Raw genomic sequence first — 17,570 nt, 5'->3', positions numbered from 1 at the left:
GGAGGCCCCTAATGCTGGCGCGTGGAACCGCCCATCAGGGCCGCGTCGAGGATCTTGTGTTCTGTCGCCTGCGCTGCCGGCATTTCGGCAACGATGGTATCGTCGTGGCCGACGTAGATGCGATCGCAGAGCCCGATCAACTCGATCGTCTCACGCGACAGCACCAGCACGGCGCCGCCCTTGGCGGTAAAGTCGCGCAGCAGGTGGTAGATCTCGGACTTGGCGCCGATGTCGACTCCGCGGGTCGGCTCCTCGACCAGCAGAAGATCGAGATCGGCGGCCAGGTAGCGGCCGAGCAGAACCTTTTGCTGGTTGCCGCCGGACAGGGAGCCGACCGGCGCGGACGGCCCTGCCGCCTTTATGTTCATGACCTCCATCATGCGGGCGATCACGTTTCGATACGGCCGCGCCGCCGCGAGTTCGGATCGCCTCGAATGCAATCCGATGGCGATGTTGTGGGCGATCGGCAAAGCGAGGAAGAGCCCCTCTTCCTTGCGGTCCTCGGGAACGAAGCCGACCCTCAGCTGCTGCAAATGGCGAACGCCTGATGATGGCGGGAGCGGCATTTTCAGCGCTTTGCCGTTGACGGAAATCGTCCCGGCGGAGGGATGATAGCGGCCGATCAGCGATCTCAGGAAGCGCTGCTGGCCCTGTCCCTCCAGGCCGGCCAGGGCGACGATCTCGCCCTTGTGCAATGTCAGCGACAGCGGCCGCGATGTCTCGGTGATCCTCAGGTTCTCGACGCGCAGGATCTCGTCGCCTTTGTTATCAGTACGATCGGGAAAAAGGTCCTGGAGTTCGCGTCCGACCATCATGGCGATGAGTTCGTCGGTGGTGATCTCGGATACCATTCTTGTGCCGACCAGTGCGCCGTCCTTCAGCACCGTCACCGTGTCGCACAGCTCGAAGATCTCCTCCATGCGATGCGAGATGTAGACGATGGCTTTTCCCTTATCGCGCAGCCGGCGGATGTTGCGGTTGAGCACATCGACATCGGCCGCGTTGAGCGCCGCCGTCGGTTCATCGAGGATGAGCACGCCGGCGTCGGCCTGGATGCAATGCGCGATCTCGACGAATTGCCGCTCGGCTATGGTCAGGTTTGAAACGAGTTGCGACGGGTCGAGCGTGAGGCCGAGTTCGCCAAGCGCCTTGGCGGTCTGGCTGCTCATCACCCGATAATCGATCGAGCCGAACCGGGTCGTCGGCTCCCGGCCCAGAAACATGTTTTCGGCGATCGACAGATTGGGCAGCAGCGAGTGCTCCTGGAAAACGGTCGAAATGCCGGCATCGAGTGCGGCTCGCGGCGATTTCAGATCGAGCTTCTCCCCGTTCATGAAGATCTCACCGGAATCGGGCTGATGCACGCCCGCCAGGATCTTCATCAACGTCGATTTGCCGGCGCCGTTCTCGCCCATCAGGGCGTGGACGCTGCCCGCCTTGAGATCGAGGGAAACGGAATGGAGCGCCCTGCTCCCTCCGAACGCCTTCGAAATGTGGGACATCTCGATAAGATTGGTCACGAAACCCTCGAACGAACCGGATTCGACAGATGGAATGGCCTGCGGGGAATGCTTGTCCACTCCCCGCCAGCCACGGCGCCGTCACTTCTTGCCGTAATATTCCTTGAGCTTGTCTTCTGGCAGTTCGCTCGGCCACCAGACATTGGCGGTGAGGTCGTCGCGATAGTATTTTTTGGCCTTGTCCTGGTCCCATCCGTCGGGATTATAGACATAGCGTTTGTAGAGCTGATTGCCTTCCAGAAGGGCAACGGCGGCGCGCACGCCGGCCGCACCTTGGGCGGGGCTGTATTCCGGCGAGATCGACTTGAACCCGTCCGTGATCCACTGGCCGAAATAGCCATTGTTGCCCTCGCCCGAAATCGGCGGAACGGGCGTGCCGAACTGCTTGAAGACATCGACGCAGGCGCGCGTCATGTCAGCGCCGGACGACCAGATGCCGTCAACCTGTGGGTTGTTCAGATAAAGCGTCTCGCACAGCTTCTTGGCCTTGTCGTACTGCCAGTCACCATGCTCCTCGGCGATGATCTGCACATGGGTGCCTTTAAGTGATTCCAGTAAGCCGTTGTAGCGGTTGGTGTCTTCCGGATGGCCGGCCAGGCCACGCAGGACCCAGATCTTGCCGTTGTCGCCGACGGTCTTGACCAGCCAGTCGCCCATCACCTTGCCGAAATGCTCGGCGCCGCCCTGGATTTCGGTGGTGTAGGCGTCGGAATCGATGCGGCCGGTGTGAAGGATGACCGGGATGCCGGCGGCGACCGCCTTGGCGATGCTGGCATTGGCCGATGTGCTGGTCACCGGCTGAACGATGATCGCGTCGACATGCTGCGCGATCAGGTCCTCGATGTCGGCCACCTGCTTTTTCTGGTCGAAGCCGGCATCGAGCAGGATGAATTTCGAGATGCGCTTGTCCTTGGCCGCGGCGTTCTCCGCCTCATGCGCCACCTGTACTGTCCAGGTGTTGGCGTTGACGCCGAAGTCGCTCATGCCGATGACCCAGGGCGGGTCCTTCTTGAACGCACCGGCCGCGGTCATGCGCGTGTCGTCGGGGCGCGGCGCCACGCCGTCCATCAGCTTGATGTCTTCCGCATGCGCCAGCGACGTCGCGGCAAGCGTGGACGCAACGAGCATCCCCAGGCCGACGGTTTTCAGCAATCCTAACATTAAACTCTCCTCCTTGTGGTTGCCCCGGCCTACGAATTCGTATGGCCGGCCGTACGAATGCGTACGGCCATGAGACGCTCTCCCAATGCATGCTCGTTGTCGCAAACCGACCGATGCACGCAATTCTCCCGCCCCCGAACACATGCGTGCCGAAGCCCAATTCCTGCTGGACGATGATGACGGTCGAGAACTCCTCCGGGCACTTTAGAAGCACAGCGGATTCGCCCTGTCAATAGTTAGTCATGTTGAATGACTATTCCCTTGCTTGCCTTTCATCGCTCCTCTATCCATCATGATTGGCGCTCGCCGGCTTCGGCGCGCTGTCAGTCCCGGCGGGAAAAACATGCGATCAGTCTTGTGCTACGGCGACTCCAACACGCACGGCCAGATCCCCGGCAGGGGGCCGCTCGAGCGCTATGGGCCGGGTGAACGCTGGCCGGGGATATTGCGTTCTCAGCTAGGCCCCGACTGGTATGTCATCGAGGAAGGATTGAGCGGCCGCACCACCGTCCACGACGACCCGATCGAGGGCGCCCACAAAAACGGCAGAACCTATCTTCGCCCCTGCCTGCAGAGCCATGCGACGCTCGACCTCGTCATCATCATGCTCGGCACTAACGATTTGAAGATCCGCTTCAACAAGCCGCCGTCGGAAGTGGCGATGGGGATCGGCTGCCTCGTCTACGACATCAAGGAGCTGGCGCCTGGGCCAGGCGGCTCGACGCCCGAGATCATGATCGTGGCGCCGCCGCCGATGCAGGACGACGTCAAGGAATGGAAGTCCATCTTCGCCGGTGCGCCGGAGAAATCGCGCCTGCTCGCGCTCGAGTTCGAGGTTCTGGCGGACTCGCTCGAACTCCACTTTTTCGATGCCGGCTCGGTGGTCTCGTGCAGCGAAGCGGACGGCTTTCACATCGATGCCGAGGCGCACAGATTGCTGGGCACCGCACTTGCCCGCGCGGTCGATGCCATCGGCTGGAGCCGCTCGACATGAGCAACCATACCGCCGCGAGGCAGCGCGCTCTTACCGACGGGGCGACCCTTGCCTGACATGAGATTCGCGCCACCCAACCCCTTGCGCATCGCCGATCGTGCGAGCGGGCTGAATGCTTTGAGCGTGCGCAGCTACAATGAGCGGCTGGTGCTGTCGCTGCTGCTTCAGAACGAAGGCATTTCGCGGATGGAAATCGGCGAAAAGACCGGCCTGTCGGCGCAGACGGCCTCGGTCATCGTCCGTTCGCTCGAGCAGGAAGGCCTAGTCTCGCAGGGCGAGGCACAGCGCGGCCGCGTCGGGCCGCCCACCATCCCGCTTTCGCTCAACCCGGAGGGCGCCTATGCGGTTGGCGTCGGCTTCAGCCGGCGCAGGATCGACATCGCGCTCATCGACTTCATCGGCACAGTGCGCTTCCACACGCAGTTGCCGGCGGATGAAGCCAATCCCTTTCCGCAAAGCAGCGAACTGTTCGGCGCGATCAGGCAAGCCATGACCAGCCTGCCGGTCGAGGCGCGCAGCCGGGTTGCCGGCATCGGCCTGGCCGTTCCCGACGATGTCGACACGATGGCTGCAACCCGCAACGGATCGAGCACCTCGCTGAAAGCCTTGCAGGGGGAGATCGAGGAACAGATCAAGCTGCCGGTTTTCGTGCAGAACGATATCACCGCGGCAGCCGGCGGCGAGAGCATGTTCGGCGTCGCCAAGCCGCTCAACGACTATTTGTTCTTCTATCTGGGAGCACGGCTGCAGAGTAGGCTCATCCTCAACCACCAGATCTACAAGGGAAACTCCAGCGCCAGCTTCGATCATGGGCTGATGCGCCTGGAGAGCGAACTGACCAAGCGCCGGCGCCCGTCCGAAATCATCTGGAGCAGCAGCCCCGAGTGGCCTGACCTTGGCGAGGCCTACAGCGAATGGCTAGGGGAATGCTCCAACCGCCTGAAAGCCTCTATTTCCGCACTGACCCAGTTTGTCGAATTCAGGACGGTCGTCCTGTCCAGCTACGCGCCGCAGAAGATCGCCAAGGCCTTGTGCGCCGACATCGGCCGGGAATTCCCCGGCATCGAAGCGCTGCCCGCGCGGGTCAGCATCAGCCCGAAGGCCGTCGGCGCGGCAAGCCTGCCATTCAGTTCGCGCTTCATGATCCAGTGATCGAGCCGAACCGGCGTTGCCGGTCGGCCGATTACGGGCTCTCTGCAGGTCCATCGATGATTTTCAAATGACAAGGCGATTCCGCTTGCCAGGACGCCTCACTTAATAGCATGTTAAGTGAACCCTGAGATCGCCATGAAAATCGCTGCGGATCACGCACTCAACGACAATGCCGCAACCAGCGCCGAAGCGCGCCGCTCGACGGTATTGGGCGATCGCATCAAGGCCTATCGCACCACGCGGCGCCTGACGCTGCGCCAGCTCGGCGACATGATCGGCACCACCGCCAGCTTCCTGAGCCAGCTCGAGCGCGGCCTTTCGGGTGCCAACACCAGCACGCTGATGCTGATCGCCAACGCGCTCGGCATCAGCCTCGCCGATCTTTTCGACGAACGCGAGGTGTCGCCGCACGCGGTGCTGACACGGGCCGAACGGCCGGCGCTGCCGACCAGCGAAGGCTACCGCAAGACGCTGCTGTCGCGCCGGCCGATCCGCGAGATGGAAGTCTATTGCGGCGAGTTCGCCGTCGGCGGCTCCACCGGCGACGTGCCCTACACGCATGGCAACGCGAACGAGATGTTCCTCGTGCTGCGCGGACGCGTGCAACTGACGCTCGGAGACGAGAGCTTCACCCTCGAAGAGGGCGACAGCATCGAATATTCGACCTCGACGCCGCACCGGACGATCAATGTCGGCGATGCGGTGGCCGAAGTGCTGTGGATCATTGCGCCGCCGACAAGCGGCGCCGTCGACCTCGACCAATATGTAGCCCGGAAAACGCTCGCGCCCGGTCTGCCAAAATCAAACAGCGAGCCATCGGAGGGTTAGAAAATGGGAAGCAGATCAAGATTGGCCGGGTTTTTCGGCGCCGCCGCACTGGCCTTGCTTGCGGCCGCCGCTCACGCGCAGAACGCGCCGCCGGCCGGAACCGTCGTCGACGGCTCGTTGAAGGGCAAGACGCTGACCTTCGTCTCCTATGGCGGCATCTACCAGGACGGCCAGGTTGCCGCGCTTAAGGAATTCGTCGACAAGAGCGGCGTCAAGCTTTTGAACGACGGACCGACCGAAATCGCCAAGCTTCAGGCGCAGGTCGAATCAGGCAATGTGACCTGGGATGTCGTCGATACGGATGATTTTCCGCCCTTCGTGCATTGCGGAAAACTGTTCCAGAAACTCGATCTGACCAAGCTCGACATCTCGCACATCCCGCCCGGACAGGTCGGCGAGTGCAGCGTGCCGGCGATGAATTACGGCATGGTCCTGATGTACAAGAACGACACCTACAAGGACAATCCGCCAAAGGACTGGAAGGATTTCTTCGACACCGCGAAATTCCCCGGCACCCGCGCCATCGACGGCAGCGGCAGCCCGCTCGGCGGCCTGATCGAACAGGCCATCCTGGCCGACGGCGGCAAGGTCGACGCCATGACGCCTGCCGATATCGACAAGGGCATCGCCAAGATCAAGGCGATCGGCCCCGACACCATCTTCTGGAAGACCGGCGCAGAATCCCAGCAGCTTGCCGAATCCGGCGAGGCCGACATGATCATCATGTGGACCGGCCGCGCCATGACGGCGGTCAAGAATGGCGCTGCCTATACGCCGGTGTGGAAGGACTGGCTGGTCGTCATGGATCAGCTGACCATCCCGGTCGGCGCCAAGGACCCCGATGCCTCCTACGCGCTGATCAACGCCTATCTCGGCAAGAAGTCGCAGGAGATCCTGACCGAGCAGACCTCCTACTCGCCGATCAACAACGAGGCACAGCCAAAGGTCGACGCGTCCGTCGCCGCCTTCCTGACCAACACGCCGGACCACGCCAAGCTCGGCTATCAGCAGAACATCAAGTTCTGGGTCGCCAACTTCGCCGCTGCGTCCGACAAGTGGACGGCGCTGATGGCCGGCAACTGAGCCGGCCATCACTGAGGTGACGGCGTGAGCCAGACATCGCATACGCCGACGGCCGGGGGTGATCATCCCCGGCCGTCAGGCGCCGTGCAGGGACCGCAGCGGCACCTGCGCCTTGCCGCCTATCCGTCGCTGCTGGCGATGCCGGCCCTGCTCCTGCTTATCGCGGCTATGGGCTATCCCTTGCTGACCGTCACGCTGCGCAGTTTTTCGGACCCGGCCTGGGGCCTGCAGAACTACGTCTGGTTCTTCTCCACGCCGGTGAACGTCACCGTCCTGTGGCGCACCTTTTCCATCGCCGCCTGGGTCACCATCGTCTGCGTCATCGCCGCCTACCCCTACGCCTATCTCATGACGGCGGTCGGGCCGCGCCTGCGGCTGGTCCTCATCCTGTGCGTGCTCGTACCGTTCTGGGTCAGCGGCGTGGTGCGTACCCTGGCCTGGGTCATCCTGCTGCAGGATTCCGGCATCATCAATTCGGTCATCAGGCTGCTCGGCTTTGACGGCGTGAAGCTGATCCGCACGCAGACCGGAGTCGTCATCGGCATGGCGCAGGTGTTGCTGCCGTTCATGATCCTGCCGCTCTATTCTGTCATGCGCGGCATCGATTTGCGCCTCGTGCAGGCGGCGCGCAGCCTCGGCGCGCGGCCCGCACGTGCCTTCCTGCAGATCTATCTGCCGCTGTCGCTGCCAGGCGTCTTCGCCGGCGCCATCATCGTCTTCATCCTGTCGCTCGGCTTCTACATCACCCCTGCCCTGCTCGGCGGCCCGCGCAGCACCATGCTGTCGACGCTGGTGCAGAGCCAGGTGCTCAGCCTGCTCAACTGGGGACGCGGCGGCGCCATGGGGGTCGTCCTGCTGGTCGCGACCTTCGTGCTTCTGGCGCTCGCCGCACCGCTGATGCGCCAGCGCCACAAGCAGGCGGCCAGATCATGAGGCTGGCCCCCTTCCGCATCCTGCTCGGCCTGTTCTGCCTGCTGGTCGCCGTGTGGCTGGTCATGCCGACGCTGGTCATCATCCCGATGTCGTTCAACGAGAAGAAGTCGTTGGCCTTCCCACCCTCCGGTTTCTCCTGGCAGTGGTACGCGAATTTCTTCACCAATCCCGATTGGCTGTCGAGCTTCTTCAATTCGCTGAGGGTCGCGGGCCTCGTCGCCGTTGCCGCCACGCTGATCGGCACGCTGGCGTCGCTTGGCCTCAGCCGCATGAAACATTCCGGCGCCGGCCTGCTGCGCGCTATCCTGATCACGCCGATGATCGTGCCCGGCGTGGTGCTGGCGATCGGCATCTATGCCGTTTACCTCGACTACCAGCTTGTCGGCACCACCACCGGCTTCGTCATCGCGCACACGATGCTGGCGATCCCCTTCGTCATCATCGCCGTATCGGCAAGCCTCGAAGTCTTCGACGTGCGGCTGGAAACGGCGGCGGCCAGCCTCGGCGCCAACCGCTTCACCACGTTCCGCACCGTGACCTTGCCGCTGATCGCGCCCGGTATCCTGTCCGGGCTTTTGTTTGCCTTCGTCACCTCCTTCGATGAAATCATCGTCGCGCTGTTCATCACCAGTCCCTACCTCAAGACCTTGCCGGTGCAGATCTTCACCAGCATCACCCGCGACGCCGACCCGACGGTGACGGCCGTCGGAACCATCATCTTCATTGCCACGACGCTGATCATCAGCGCCGGGCTGATCATCAGCTCGAAATCGACGAGGAGTTGAGATGACTGCGAGGGAACGTGGCGCGGCCATCGACATCAAGGGCGCAACCAAGCGTTACGGCAATTTCACCGCGCTCGACGATGTCAGCCTGCATATCGAGCCCGGCGAGTTCATGACGCTGCTGGGGCCTAGCGGCTCGGGCAAGACTACGACCCTGAATGTGGTGGCCGGCTTCACCGACCTCACCGCAGGCGATCTTGCCGTCGGCGGCAAGAGCATCGTCGCCCTGCCGGCGCACAAGCGCAACATCGGCGTCGTCTTCCAGCATTACGCGCTGTTTCCGCACATGACGGTCGGCAAGAACGTCGCCTATCCCCTCACCTTGCGCGGCATGGACAAGCAGGCGCGCGACCGTCTCGTCGTACGAGCACTGGACATGGTCAAGATGGCCGACTTCGCGCATCGCTATCCCTCCGAACTTTCCGGCGGCCAGCAGCAGCGCGTGGCGCTGGCGCGTGCCATCGTCTTCGATCCGCCGCTGCTGTTGATGGACGAACCGCTCGGCGCGCTCGACAAGAAACTGCGCGAATGGCTGCAGCTGGAGATCAAGCGGATCCACCGCGAACTCGGCACCACCTTCGTCTATGTGACGCACGACCAGGAAGAAGCGCTGGTGCTCTCCGACCGCATCGCCGTCTTCAACCAAGGCCGCATCCAACAGGTCGGAACCGGCCGCCAGCTCTACGACGAGCCGACGACCCTGTTCGTGGCCAAGTTCATCGGCGAATCGACCAGTTTGCGTGGCACCGCCCAGACGTTCGGAAACGAAACCAGCCTGACGATCGCCGGCCAGAAGATCGTGGCCAACGGCAAGCTCGCCAGCGGAGGCAAACCGGTGGTCCTGCTGCGGCCGGAAAAGCTGTCGCTTGCCGGCACCAACACGTCTCCCGCCGCCGGGCAGAACAGCCTCACCGGTGAGATCAGCGAAGCGATCTATTTGGGGTCGGGTTCGAAATACCAGGTGACGCTTCGCGATGGCTCGGTCGCCATCGTGCGCTCGTCGCTGGAAGCCACACCGTTCTCGATTGGTGACACGGTCGATCTGCGCTGGTCCGTCGTCGATGCAAAACTTCTTGCCGACGACGACCGCGCCGACATGACGATGACCTGACCGCTCTTTTCCCCGCAGGATTTTAGACATGGACGCCAAAGTCAACGGCAACGTCTCGTTCTGGTATGCCGACATCGGCCTGCCGGCCTATCGCGCGCCGCTTCCGGCCGACCTCGAAGCCGATGTCTGCATCGTCGGCGCCGGCTACACCGGCTTGTGGACGGCTTATTACCTGAAGAAGGCCGATCCATCGATCCGCATCGCCATCGTCGAGAGGGAGTTCGCCGGCTTCGGCGCGTCGGGCCGAAATGGCGGCTGGCTGTCCGGCGGCTTCAGCTGGTCGCGCGAAAAATATCTGCAGACCTCGACGCGCGGCGCCGTCATCGACATGGAAACCGCCATGCATGGCACGGTCGACGAAGTGATCGCGGTGACCGAGACCGAAGGCATCGATGCCGACATCCGCCGGGTCGACAATCTGACGGTCGCCACCAATCCGCCGCAGCTCGAACGGATCAAGGCCGCCTATGCCGATGCGATCGGCTGGAGCGTTCCGAGCGAGCGTGTCAGCCTGATCGGTCAGGAAGAGGCCAGAGCCCGCATCAACATCAGAAATGTGCTTGGCGGCTATATCCACCACGGCACCGCGCGCGTGCAGCCGGCCAAGCTGGTGCGCGGCCTGTCCGAAGCCGTCGAACGCATTGGCGTGCCGATCTACGAGCAGACCACCGTGACCGGCATCGAGAAGGGCAAGGTCACGACGAGCCGCGGCACCGTGCGCGCGCCAATCATCATCCGTGCCACGGAAGGGTTCACGGCCGGCATACCAGGCAATGAGCGGCTCTGGCTGCCGCTCAACAGCGCGCAGATCATCACCGAGCCGCTGCCGCAATCGCTATGGGACGAGATCGGCTGGGAGGGCCATGAGCTTCTCGGCGACGCCGCGCACGCCTATTGCTATGCACAGCGCACCAGGGAAGGCCGCATCACCATAGGCGGACGCGGCGTGCCCTACCGCTACGGCTCGCAGACCGACGTGCGCGGCCAGACGCAGCAGGCGACGATCGAAAGCCTGCACGCGATCCTCATCCGCCTTCTGCCACAGACAGCCAAGCTTCGCATCGACCACGCCTGGTGCGGCGTGCTGGGCGTGCCCCGCGACTGGTGCACGACGGCCGGTCTCGACCCTGAGACCGGCATCGGCTGGGCCGGCGGCTATGTCGGGCTCGGCGTATCCAGTTCCAACCTGTCGGGCCGCACGCTGCGCGATCTCATCCTGCGGCGCGACACTGAGCTGACCCGCCTGCCCTGGGTCAACCGCCAGGTCAGCAAGTGGGAGCCCGAGCCGATGCGCTGGCTCGGTGTCCACTCGATGTATCAGCTCTACCGCGTCGCCGACGAACGCGAGGAGGCCGGCCTCCAGCACACGTCGAAACTCGCCGCAATCGCCGATCGCATCACAGGACATTAAGAGACTGCCATGACCGATTTCCAGACCTTCGCCCATCTCGCCTCGATCGATCTCGGCGAGCCCGAGCCCAAGCCGACCTCGATCAGCGGCAATCAGTTCGAAGCAGCGAAGACGCTGTGGACCTCGCCCGACGGCACGTTGGAAGTAGGCGTCTGGGAGTGCACGCCGGGCCGCTTCACCGCATCGCGCGACAGCAATTCCGAAACGTGCCACATCGTGTCAGGCCGGGTCTCGCTGCATGGTCCCGATGGCCGCAGCAAGGACGTCGGCCCGGGCGAAATGCTGGTGCTGCCGAAAGGGTGGAAAGGCGAATGGACGATCCACGAGAAGACGCGGAAGCTCTATATCCTGCACTTCGAGGCGTGAGCCGACGTCCGCTTTGGCCGAAGCCTCCCCAAACTTCGTCATCCTAGGGCGAAGCAGGAGCGAAGCTCCGTCGCGGAGACCCTGGGATCCATTCCGTGACAGCCATCGAGGAATGCAGCGGAACAGAATCTGCACCGCTGCAGCGCTTTGAGGTCGCGGCATGTATCCTTTGGGCTGCGGAGCAGCTCCAGGGGTCTGCGCCGCGTCGCTACGCTCCTAGCTCCGCCCGTGGATGACGAAGCGATGGGCGCTACTCGTCGTCCAAACCGCCGGCCGTCGGCTTGCCTTCTATCGCCTGCCGCAAGGCGTCGTTGATGCGGTCCTGCCAGCCCGGCCCATCCTCCTGGAAGTGGTCCAGCACGGCGCGGTCGATCCGGATCGAAACAAGCTCCCTGACGCCTGGAGCGGCGGAGGGCTCACGAACCGGCGCGGCCGGCTTCTTCACCGGCTTGAAAGCCGCTTCGGCGGCCACCATCGGATTTGTCGGTCGGCGCGGGGGATTTGCCATTGGGATGACCCTGACTGAAGGCGATTCGTGCGCAGCACGCTTACGCCACCATAGCCCAACCAGCGCCGTCGCGCAGGCCCCTTTGGTCGGGACAATCACTCGGCTGCTTCAAGACTTTGCGCGTCAATGATGACCCTGATCTCGGCGCGGCAGGAGCCGCAATTCGTACCGGCATGCAGGGCCACGCCGATCGCCGCGACGCTGCCGCAGCCGCGGCGCACCGCTTCGGCGATCTGGTTGACGCCGACGCCGAAACAGGAGCAGACGATGGCGCCGCGGTCGACGTCGATCCCGCACGGCCGTCCGGCCACGATCGCCAGCCTGCCGCGCCGGTCGACATGATCGGCACTCAACTGTTCCGCCGCCCAGCCGCGCGACACGGCGACCGGGCCGGGCGCGACGAACAAGGCGCCTGACAGTTGATCGCCGTCGAAGGCGGCGATGCGATGCTGGCCGGCGTCGCAGTCATGATAGGCGAGCATTTCCGCACCCGGTGACGCGCCGAACAGTGACCCGGCAAAGCCGGCCCAGTCGATGTCGTCTTCGGCAAAGGCAAGCTCGACCCGCCAGCCGCCCTTGCATTTGGCCACGGCCCAATAGGCCGCGGCATCGGGCGACGGCCTATGCCGCGTCACCGCAAAGCCGAAGGCTTTTGCGGCGAATTTCTCGATGCGGGCGGCGACATGTTTCAGCGCCGGCTGGCCGGAAATGGGATCGGTCAGCGGCGCGGTCAGCGTGTCGAGCCGGCCCTTTGCCGAGAACTGATCGGTCCAGTGCATCGGCGCAAACAGGCTGCCCTGGCGCTGGCGTATCGTCACCAGCGCGCGCACCAGCACGTCACCGCGCGGGCTGGAAACGCGCACGATGTCGGCGTCACCGATGCCGAAGCGCTGCGCATCCACCGGGTGGATCTCGACGAATGGCTCGGCGATGTGCTGCGAAAGCCGCGGGCTTTTGCCGGTCCGCGTCATGGTGTGCCAATGGTCGCGGATACGGCCGGTGTTGAGGATCAGCGGATAGTCGGGACTGGTGCGGACTTCCGTGGTCGGGCGGATGGCGATGAAGCGCGCCTTTCGATCGGGTGTGTAGAAATTGCCGTCGGCGAAGAAGCGAACCTGGAGCCCAGTCGTGCCGACCCCTTCTGGCCTGCCGGCCATCTCCCCCTCGAGGGGGGAGACTAGCAGCTTTGACACCGGCGCTTCTTCCGCAGCGTTGGCGATTGGCGAAAGCCGAGCGGCAGGCTGATCTCCCCCCTTGAGGGGGAGATGGCCGGCAGGCCAGAAGGGGTCGGCACGACCGGGCGCCGGCCACTGGAACGGCTCAAGCGTTGCGTAGGTCTCGCCATCAACTCCGCCGTAGACGCCAATATCGAAGTCCCGCACACCATCATTCTCGAACCCCGACAGCGCCGCGTGTTCAGCAAAAACTTCCGCCGGCGTCGCATAGGAAAACGCCTCGCCGAACCCCATCCGCTTGCCCACCTCGGCGACGATCCGCCAGTCGGGCAGCACCTCGCCGGGCAGCTCCAAAAACGCGCGCTGGCGCGACACCCGGCGCTCTGAATTGGTGACGGTGCCGTCCTTCTCGCCCCAGGCGGCGGCGGGCAGCCGGACATGGGCATGGCGGACGGTGTCGGTCCGGGCCAGCACGTCCGACACCACCACGAAAGGGCACGCCTTGATCGCCGCTTCGACGGCATCGGCGTCCGGCATCGAATCGACCGGGTTGGTGGCCATGATCCACAGCGCCTTGATGCGCCCGTCGGCCAGCGCCTGGAACATCTCGACTGCCTTCAGGCCGGGCTTTCCGGCAATGGCCGGCGCGTTCCAGAAGCGCTGCACGCGCTCGCGATGGTCGGGGTTTTCGATCTCCATATGGGCGGCCAGCATGTTGGCCATACCGCCGACCTCGCGGCCGCCCATGGCGTTGGGCTGGCCCGTCACCGAAAACGGCCCTGCCCCTGGCTTGCCGATGCGGCCGGTGGCGAGATGGCAGTTGATGATGGCGTTGACCTTGTCGGTCCCCGACGACGACTGGTTCACACCCTGGCTGTAAACCGTAACCGTTTTCGCCGTCGCTGCAAACAGGCTGTAGAAACGGCCAAGCTCGTCCTCGCTCAGGCCGGTGGCGGCGGCGACGCCGGCCAGGTCGAGCGCGGAGGCCGCGAAAAGCGCTTGCCCGAAGCCGGTCGTGTGCGTCGTGATGTAGGCGCGGTCGAGCGCATTGTGCTGGCCGAGATAAGCGAGCAGGCCCGTGAACAAAGCGACGTCGCCATCGGGCGCGATCGCCAGATGCATATCGGCGATGTCAGCGGTCATGGTGCGACGCGGGTCGACCAGGACGATCTTCATCTCCGGCCGCTTTTCCCGGGCAGCCGCGATGCGCTGGTAGAGCACCGGATGGCACCAGGCGAGGTTGGAGCCGACCAGCACGATCAGGTCGGCCAGTTCCAGATCCTCGTAGGTTCCCGGCACGGTGTCGGAGCCGAAAGCGCGGCGGTGGCCGGCGACCGAGGAGGCCATGCACAGGCGCGAATTGGTGTCGATGTTGGCCGAGCCGACAAAACCCTTCATCAGTTTGTTGGCGACATAATAGTCCTCGGTCAGCAACTGGCCGGAGACATAGAAGGCGACCGCATCGGGCCCATGCTCGGCGATGGTCTGCGAGAAGGTCGAAGCGACCAGGTCGAGCGCCTCGTCCCAGCCGGCGCGGCGGCCATGGATCTCCGGATGAAGCAGCCTGCCGTCGAGGTCGATGGTCTCGGCCAGTGCCGAGCCCTTGGAGCAGAGCCGGCCGAAATTGGCCGGGTGGTCGGGGTCGCCACGCACGGACACCTGCCCGTCCGCGGCGACCTTCGCCAGCACGCCGCAGCCCACCCCGCAATAGGGGCAGGTGGTCCTCACCTCGCGCGCTTCGTCGATCTCCATGGTCAGGCCGCGCGGCTGGCCAGCGCTTCCAGCGCAATGAACAGATGCTCGCCTTCGACCCGCACCGGAATGGTGCGCACCGCGCCCTCGTCGGCGCCGAGCGCCTTGCCCGTCTCCAGCGAAATCACCCAATTGTGTAAGGGACAGGTCACCGACGTCCCGTGCACGATGCCCTGGCTGAGCGGCCCGCCTCTGTGCGGGCAATGGTCGTCGATGGCGTAGACCTGATCGTCGGCGGTGCGGAAGACGGCGATCTTGCCTTCCGGGGTGGCGACGCACCGCGCGCCGCGGCGGGGGATGTCCGAGATGGAGCCGATGGCGGTCCAGTTCATGATTGTCACTCCGCCGCCTGCGCAAATCCGACCGAGGCCATCGGCCGGAATTCGTGCTTGTCCTTGCCGGAAACGCGTTCCGACCACGGGTCGACCTGGGCGAATTTCTGGCTGAAGACGAAGCGGTCGTAATAAGCCTTGCGCTTCTCGCCATCGTCCATGATCTGGCGCTTGATCTCGGGGATGCCGATGCGTTTGGCCCATTTGTAGATGCGCTCGAGATAGCGGCCCTGCTCGCGATACATCTGCGTCAGCGCCACGATATGCTCCAGCGCCTCATCCTCGGTCTTGACCAGGCCGAGCACCTCGGTGCCCTTGATATCGAGGCCGGCCGCGCCGGCAAAATGGATCTCGTAACCACTGTCGACGCAGATCACGCCGACATCCTTGCAGGTCGCCTCGGCGCAGTTGCGAGGACAGCCCGACACCGCCATCTTGACCTTGGCCGGGGTCCACGAGCCCCACATGAATTTTTCGATGCGGACGCCAAACCCTGTCGAATCCTGCGTGCCGAAGCGGCACCAGTCCGAGCCGACGCAGGTCTTCACCGTGCGCAACCCCTTGGCATAGGCGTGGCCGGAGACGAAGCCGGCCTGACCGAGATCGGCCCATACCGCCGGCAGGTCTTCCTTGCGGATGCCGAGCATGTCGATGCGCTGGCCGCCGGTGACCTTGACCATCGGGATTTCGAACTTGTCGACGACGTCGGCGATAGCGCGCAGCTCCGCCGCGTTGGTGACGCCGCCCCACATGCGCGGCACCACCGAATAGGTGCCGTCCTTCTGGATGTTGGCGTGGACGCGCTCGTTGATGAAGCGCGACTGGTAGTCGTCGGCGTAGTCGTCCGGCCAGTCGCAGACGAGATAATAGTTGAGCGCCGGCCGGCATTTGGCGCAGCCGCAGGAGGTCGTCCACTCCAGCTCCTGCATAACCGCCGGAATCGTCTTCAGGCTCTTGGCGATGATCAGCCGGCGCACCTCGTCATGGCCGAGCGTCGTGCAGCCGCACTTCGGCTGCACCGCCGCCGGATTGTATTTGTCGCCGATGGTCAGCACCATCAGCTTCTCGACCAGCCCGGTGCAGGAGCCGCAGGAGGCTGACGCCTTGGTGTGGGCGCGCACGTCGTCGAGCGAGGTCAGGCCCTTCCCCGTAATCGCGCCAGTGATCTTTCCCTTGCAAACGCCGTTGCAGCCGCAGATTTCCGCATCATCCGGCAAGGCTGCAACGGCCGCCATAGGGTCCAGCGGGGCACCCCCCTGGTAGGACTGGCCGAAGATGAGCGTGTCGCGCATTTCGGAAATATCGGTCTGCTTCTTCTTGAGGTCGTTGAACCAGGCTCCATCAGCCGTCTCGCCGTAGAGCACGGTACCGATGATGCGGTCGTCCTTCAGGACGAGGCGCTTGTAGACGCCGGCGGCCGCATCGCGCAGCACGATCTCCTGGCGGTCCTCGCCCTCGGCGAAGTCGCCGAGCGAGAACAGGTCGATGCCGGTGACCTTGAGCTTGGTCGGCGTGTCCATATGGACGAAGGCCGCCGCCTCGTTGCCGGCCAGCTGGCTGGCTGTGACGCGCGCCATCTCGTAGAGCGGTGCGACGAGGCCATAGACCTGGCCGTTGACCTCGGCACATTCGCCGAGCGCGTAGATGTCGGGATCGTTGCTGCGCATGCCGGCGTCGACGACGATGCCCCTGTTGACGGCGATGCCGGCCTGTTTCGCCAGCGCGGAATTCGGCCTGATGCCGACAGCCATCACCACAAGCGTTGCTGGGATAATGGTGCCGTCAGCAAGCTCCACCTGCCCGACCTTGCCGTTGCCTGTGATCGCCTGTGTGTTGGCCTTGGTGATCACCTTGATGCCGCGCTGCTCCACGGCACGCTGCAGCAGATAGCCGGCCGCGGGATCGAGTTGGCGCTCCATCAGCGTCGGCATGACATGCAGCACGGTGACGTCCATGCCTTGCGCGTTCAGCCCTGCTGCCGCCTCCAGCCCGAGCAGGCCGCCGCCGATGACCACCGCCTTGGCGCGCGACTGGGCGGCAAGCATCATCGCCTGGACGTCATCGAGGTCGCGATAGGTCAGCACGCCCGGCAGATCATGGCCCGGCACCGGAATGATGAACGGCACCGAACCGGTGGCGATGACGAGCTTGTCGTAAGGCTCGGTGACACCATGATCCGAAGTAACGGTCTTTGCCGTCCGGTCGATGGCAATGATCTTGTGGCCCTTGTAGAGGGTGATGTTGTTGGCGATGTACCAGCCGTCGCCGTGGATGATGATCTCCTCATAGGCTTTCTCGCCCGACAGAACCGGCGACAGCATGATGCGGTCGTAATTGACGCGCGGCTCGGCGTTGAAGATGGTGACGATGTAGCGGCCCGGCGCCTGTTCCAACAGGTGCTCGAGCATGCGCCCGGGGGCCATGCCATTGCCGATGATGACAAGTCTTTCGCTCATGGT

15 protein-coding genes are annotated in these 17,570 nt (G+C 64.1%); 9 read left to right on the top strand and 6 right to left on the bottom strand.

Translation table 11 applies throughout. The features are described from left to right. Positions 1-8 precede the first annotated feature (8 nt). Positions 9-1,520, bottom strand: coding sequence for a sugar ABC transporter ATP-binding protein (locus NKJ67_RS09435; protein WP_352581174.1), 1,512 nt, complete (start codon positions 1,518-1,520; stop codon positions 9-11). 81 nt (positions 1,521-1,601) lie between these two features. Further along, positions 1,602-2,681, bottom strand: a complete 1,080-nt coding sequence (locus NKJ67_RS09430) for a substrate-binding domain-containing protein (protein WP_352581173.1) — start codon at positions 2,679-2,681, stop codon at positions 1,602-1,604. Between the two features lie 343 nt (positions 2,682-3,024). Between NKJ67_RS09430 and NKJ67_RS09425 the strand changes: the two genes are divergently transcribed. From NKJ67_RS09425 to NKJ67_RS09385, 9 genes are all read left to right on the top strand, one after another. Then, a complete protein-coding gene (locus NKJ67_RS09425) occupies positions 3,025-3,675 on the top strand; it encodes an SGNH/GDSL hydrolase family protein (RefSeq protein ID WP_023809404.1) in 651 nt (216 codons plus the stop codon). Between the two features lie 57 nt (positions 3,676-3,732). Further along, the gene (locus NKJ67_RS09420; protein WP_352581245.1) at positions 3,733-4,827 is read left to right on the top strand and encodes an ROK family transcriptional regulator; all 1,095 of its coding nucleotides are present in this window, start codon (positions 3,733-3,735) and stop codon (positions 4,825-4,827) included. A gap of 135 nt (positions 4,828-4,962) precedes the next feature. Further along, positions 4,963-5,655 carry a helix-turn-helix domain-containing protein gene (locus tag NKJ67_RS09415; protein WP_127319887.1) on the top strand — a complete coding sequence of 231 codons (693 nt, stop codon included), beginning with the start codon at positions 4,963-4,965 and terminating at the stop codon, positions 5,653-5,655. A gap of 3 nt (positions 5,656-5,658) precedes the next feature. Further along, positions 5,659-6,738 (top strand): extracellular solute-binding protein, encoded by a 1,080-nt coding sequence (locus NKJ67_RS09410; RefSeq protein WP_127319889.1) that lies wholly within the window; start codon positions 5,659-5,661, stop codon positions 6,736-6,738. Positions 6,739-6,762: 24 nt separating this feature from the next. Beyond that, positions 6,763-7,671: an ABC transporter permease gene (locus NKJ67_RS09405; protein WP_352581171.1), complete on the top strand. Its 909-nt coding sequence runs from the start codon at positions 6,763-6,765 to the stop codon at positions 7,669-7,671. Then, the gene (locus tag NKJ67_RS09400; protein WP_127267129.1) at positions 7,668-8,456 is read left to right on the top strand and encodes an ABC transporter permease; all 789 of its coding nucleotides are present in this window, start codon (positions 7,668-7,670) and stop codon (positions 8,454-8,456) included. Before NKJ67_RS09405 ends, NKJ67_RS09400 begins: the two co-directional genes overlap by 4 nt. A gap of 1 nt (position 8,457) precedes the next feature. Then, complete coding sequence (locus NKJ67_RS09395) at positions 8,458-9,567, top strand: ABC transporter ATP-binding protein (RefSeq protein WP_352581170.1); 1,110 nt, start codon at positions 8,458-8,460, stop codon at positions 9,565-9,567. Between the two features lie 28 nt (positions 9,568-9,595). Then, positions 9,596-10,978 carry an NAD(P)/FAD-dependent oxidoreductase gene (locus NKJ67_RS09390; RefSeq protein ID WP_352581169.1) on the top strand — a complete coding sequence of 461 codons (1,383 nt, stop codon included), beginning with the start codon at positions 9,596-9,598 and terminating at the stop codon, positions 10,976-10,978. Between the two features lie 9 nt (positions 10,979-10,987). Then, entirely contained in the window at positions 10,988-11,344 is a 357-nt protein-coding gene (locus NKJ67_RS09385) for a cupin domain-containing protein (protein WP_127267126.1), read from the top strand. A 250-nt stretch (positions 11,345-11,594) separates the two neighbouring features. On the opposite strand, the gene NKJ67_RS09380 is transcribed toward NKJ67_RS09385, so the two are convergent. The 4 genes from NKJ67_RS09380 to nirB form a co-directional block, all read right to left on the bottom strand. Continuing rightward, entirely contained in the window at positions 11,595-11,852 is a 258-nt protein-coding gene (locus NKJ67_RS09380; protein WP_352581167.1) for a BrnA antitoxin family protein, read from the bottom strand. A gap of 95 nt (positions 11,853-11,947) precedes the next feature. Beyond that, the gene (locus NKJ67_RS09375) at positions 11,948-14,779 is read right to left on the bottom strand and encodes a nitrate reductase (protein ID WP_352581166.1); all 2,832 of its coding nucleotides are present in this window, start codon (positions 14,777-14,779) and stop codon (positions 11,948-11,950) included. Between the two features lie 2 nt (positions 14,780-14,781). Next, positions 14,782-15,111, bottom strand: coding sequence for a nitrite reductase small subunit NirD (gene nirD, locus NKJ67_RS09370; RefSeq protein WP_352581165.1), 330 nt, complete (start codon positions 15,109-15,111; stop codon positions 14,782-14,784). Between the two features lie 5 nt (positions 15,112-15,116). Then, positions 15,117-17,567 (bottom strand): nitrite reductase large subunit NirB, encoded by a 2,451-nt coding sequence (gene nirB / locus NKJ67_RS09365; protein WP_352581164.1) that lies wholly within the window; start codon positions 17,565-17,567, stop codon positions 15,117-15,119. Positions 17,568-17,570: the final 3 nt, after the last annotated feature.

This window comes from Mesorhizobium sp. M0088 (genome assembly GCF_040322895.1).
Taxonomy (GTDB): Bacteria; Pseudomonadota; Alphaproteobacteria; order Rhizobiales; family Rhizobiaceae; genus Mesorhizobium.
Note: the sequence above shows the minus strand (reverse complement) of the source record. Positions and strands in the feature narration are given on the sequence as shown.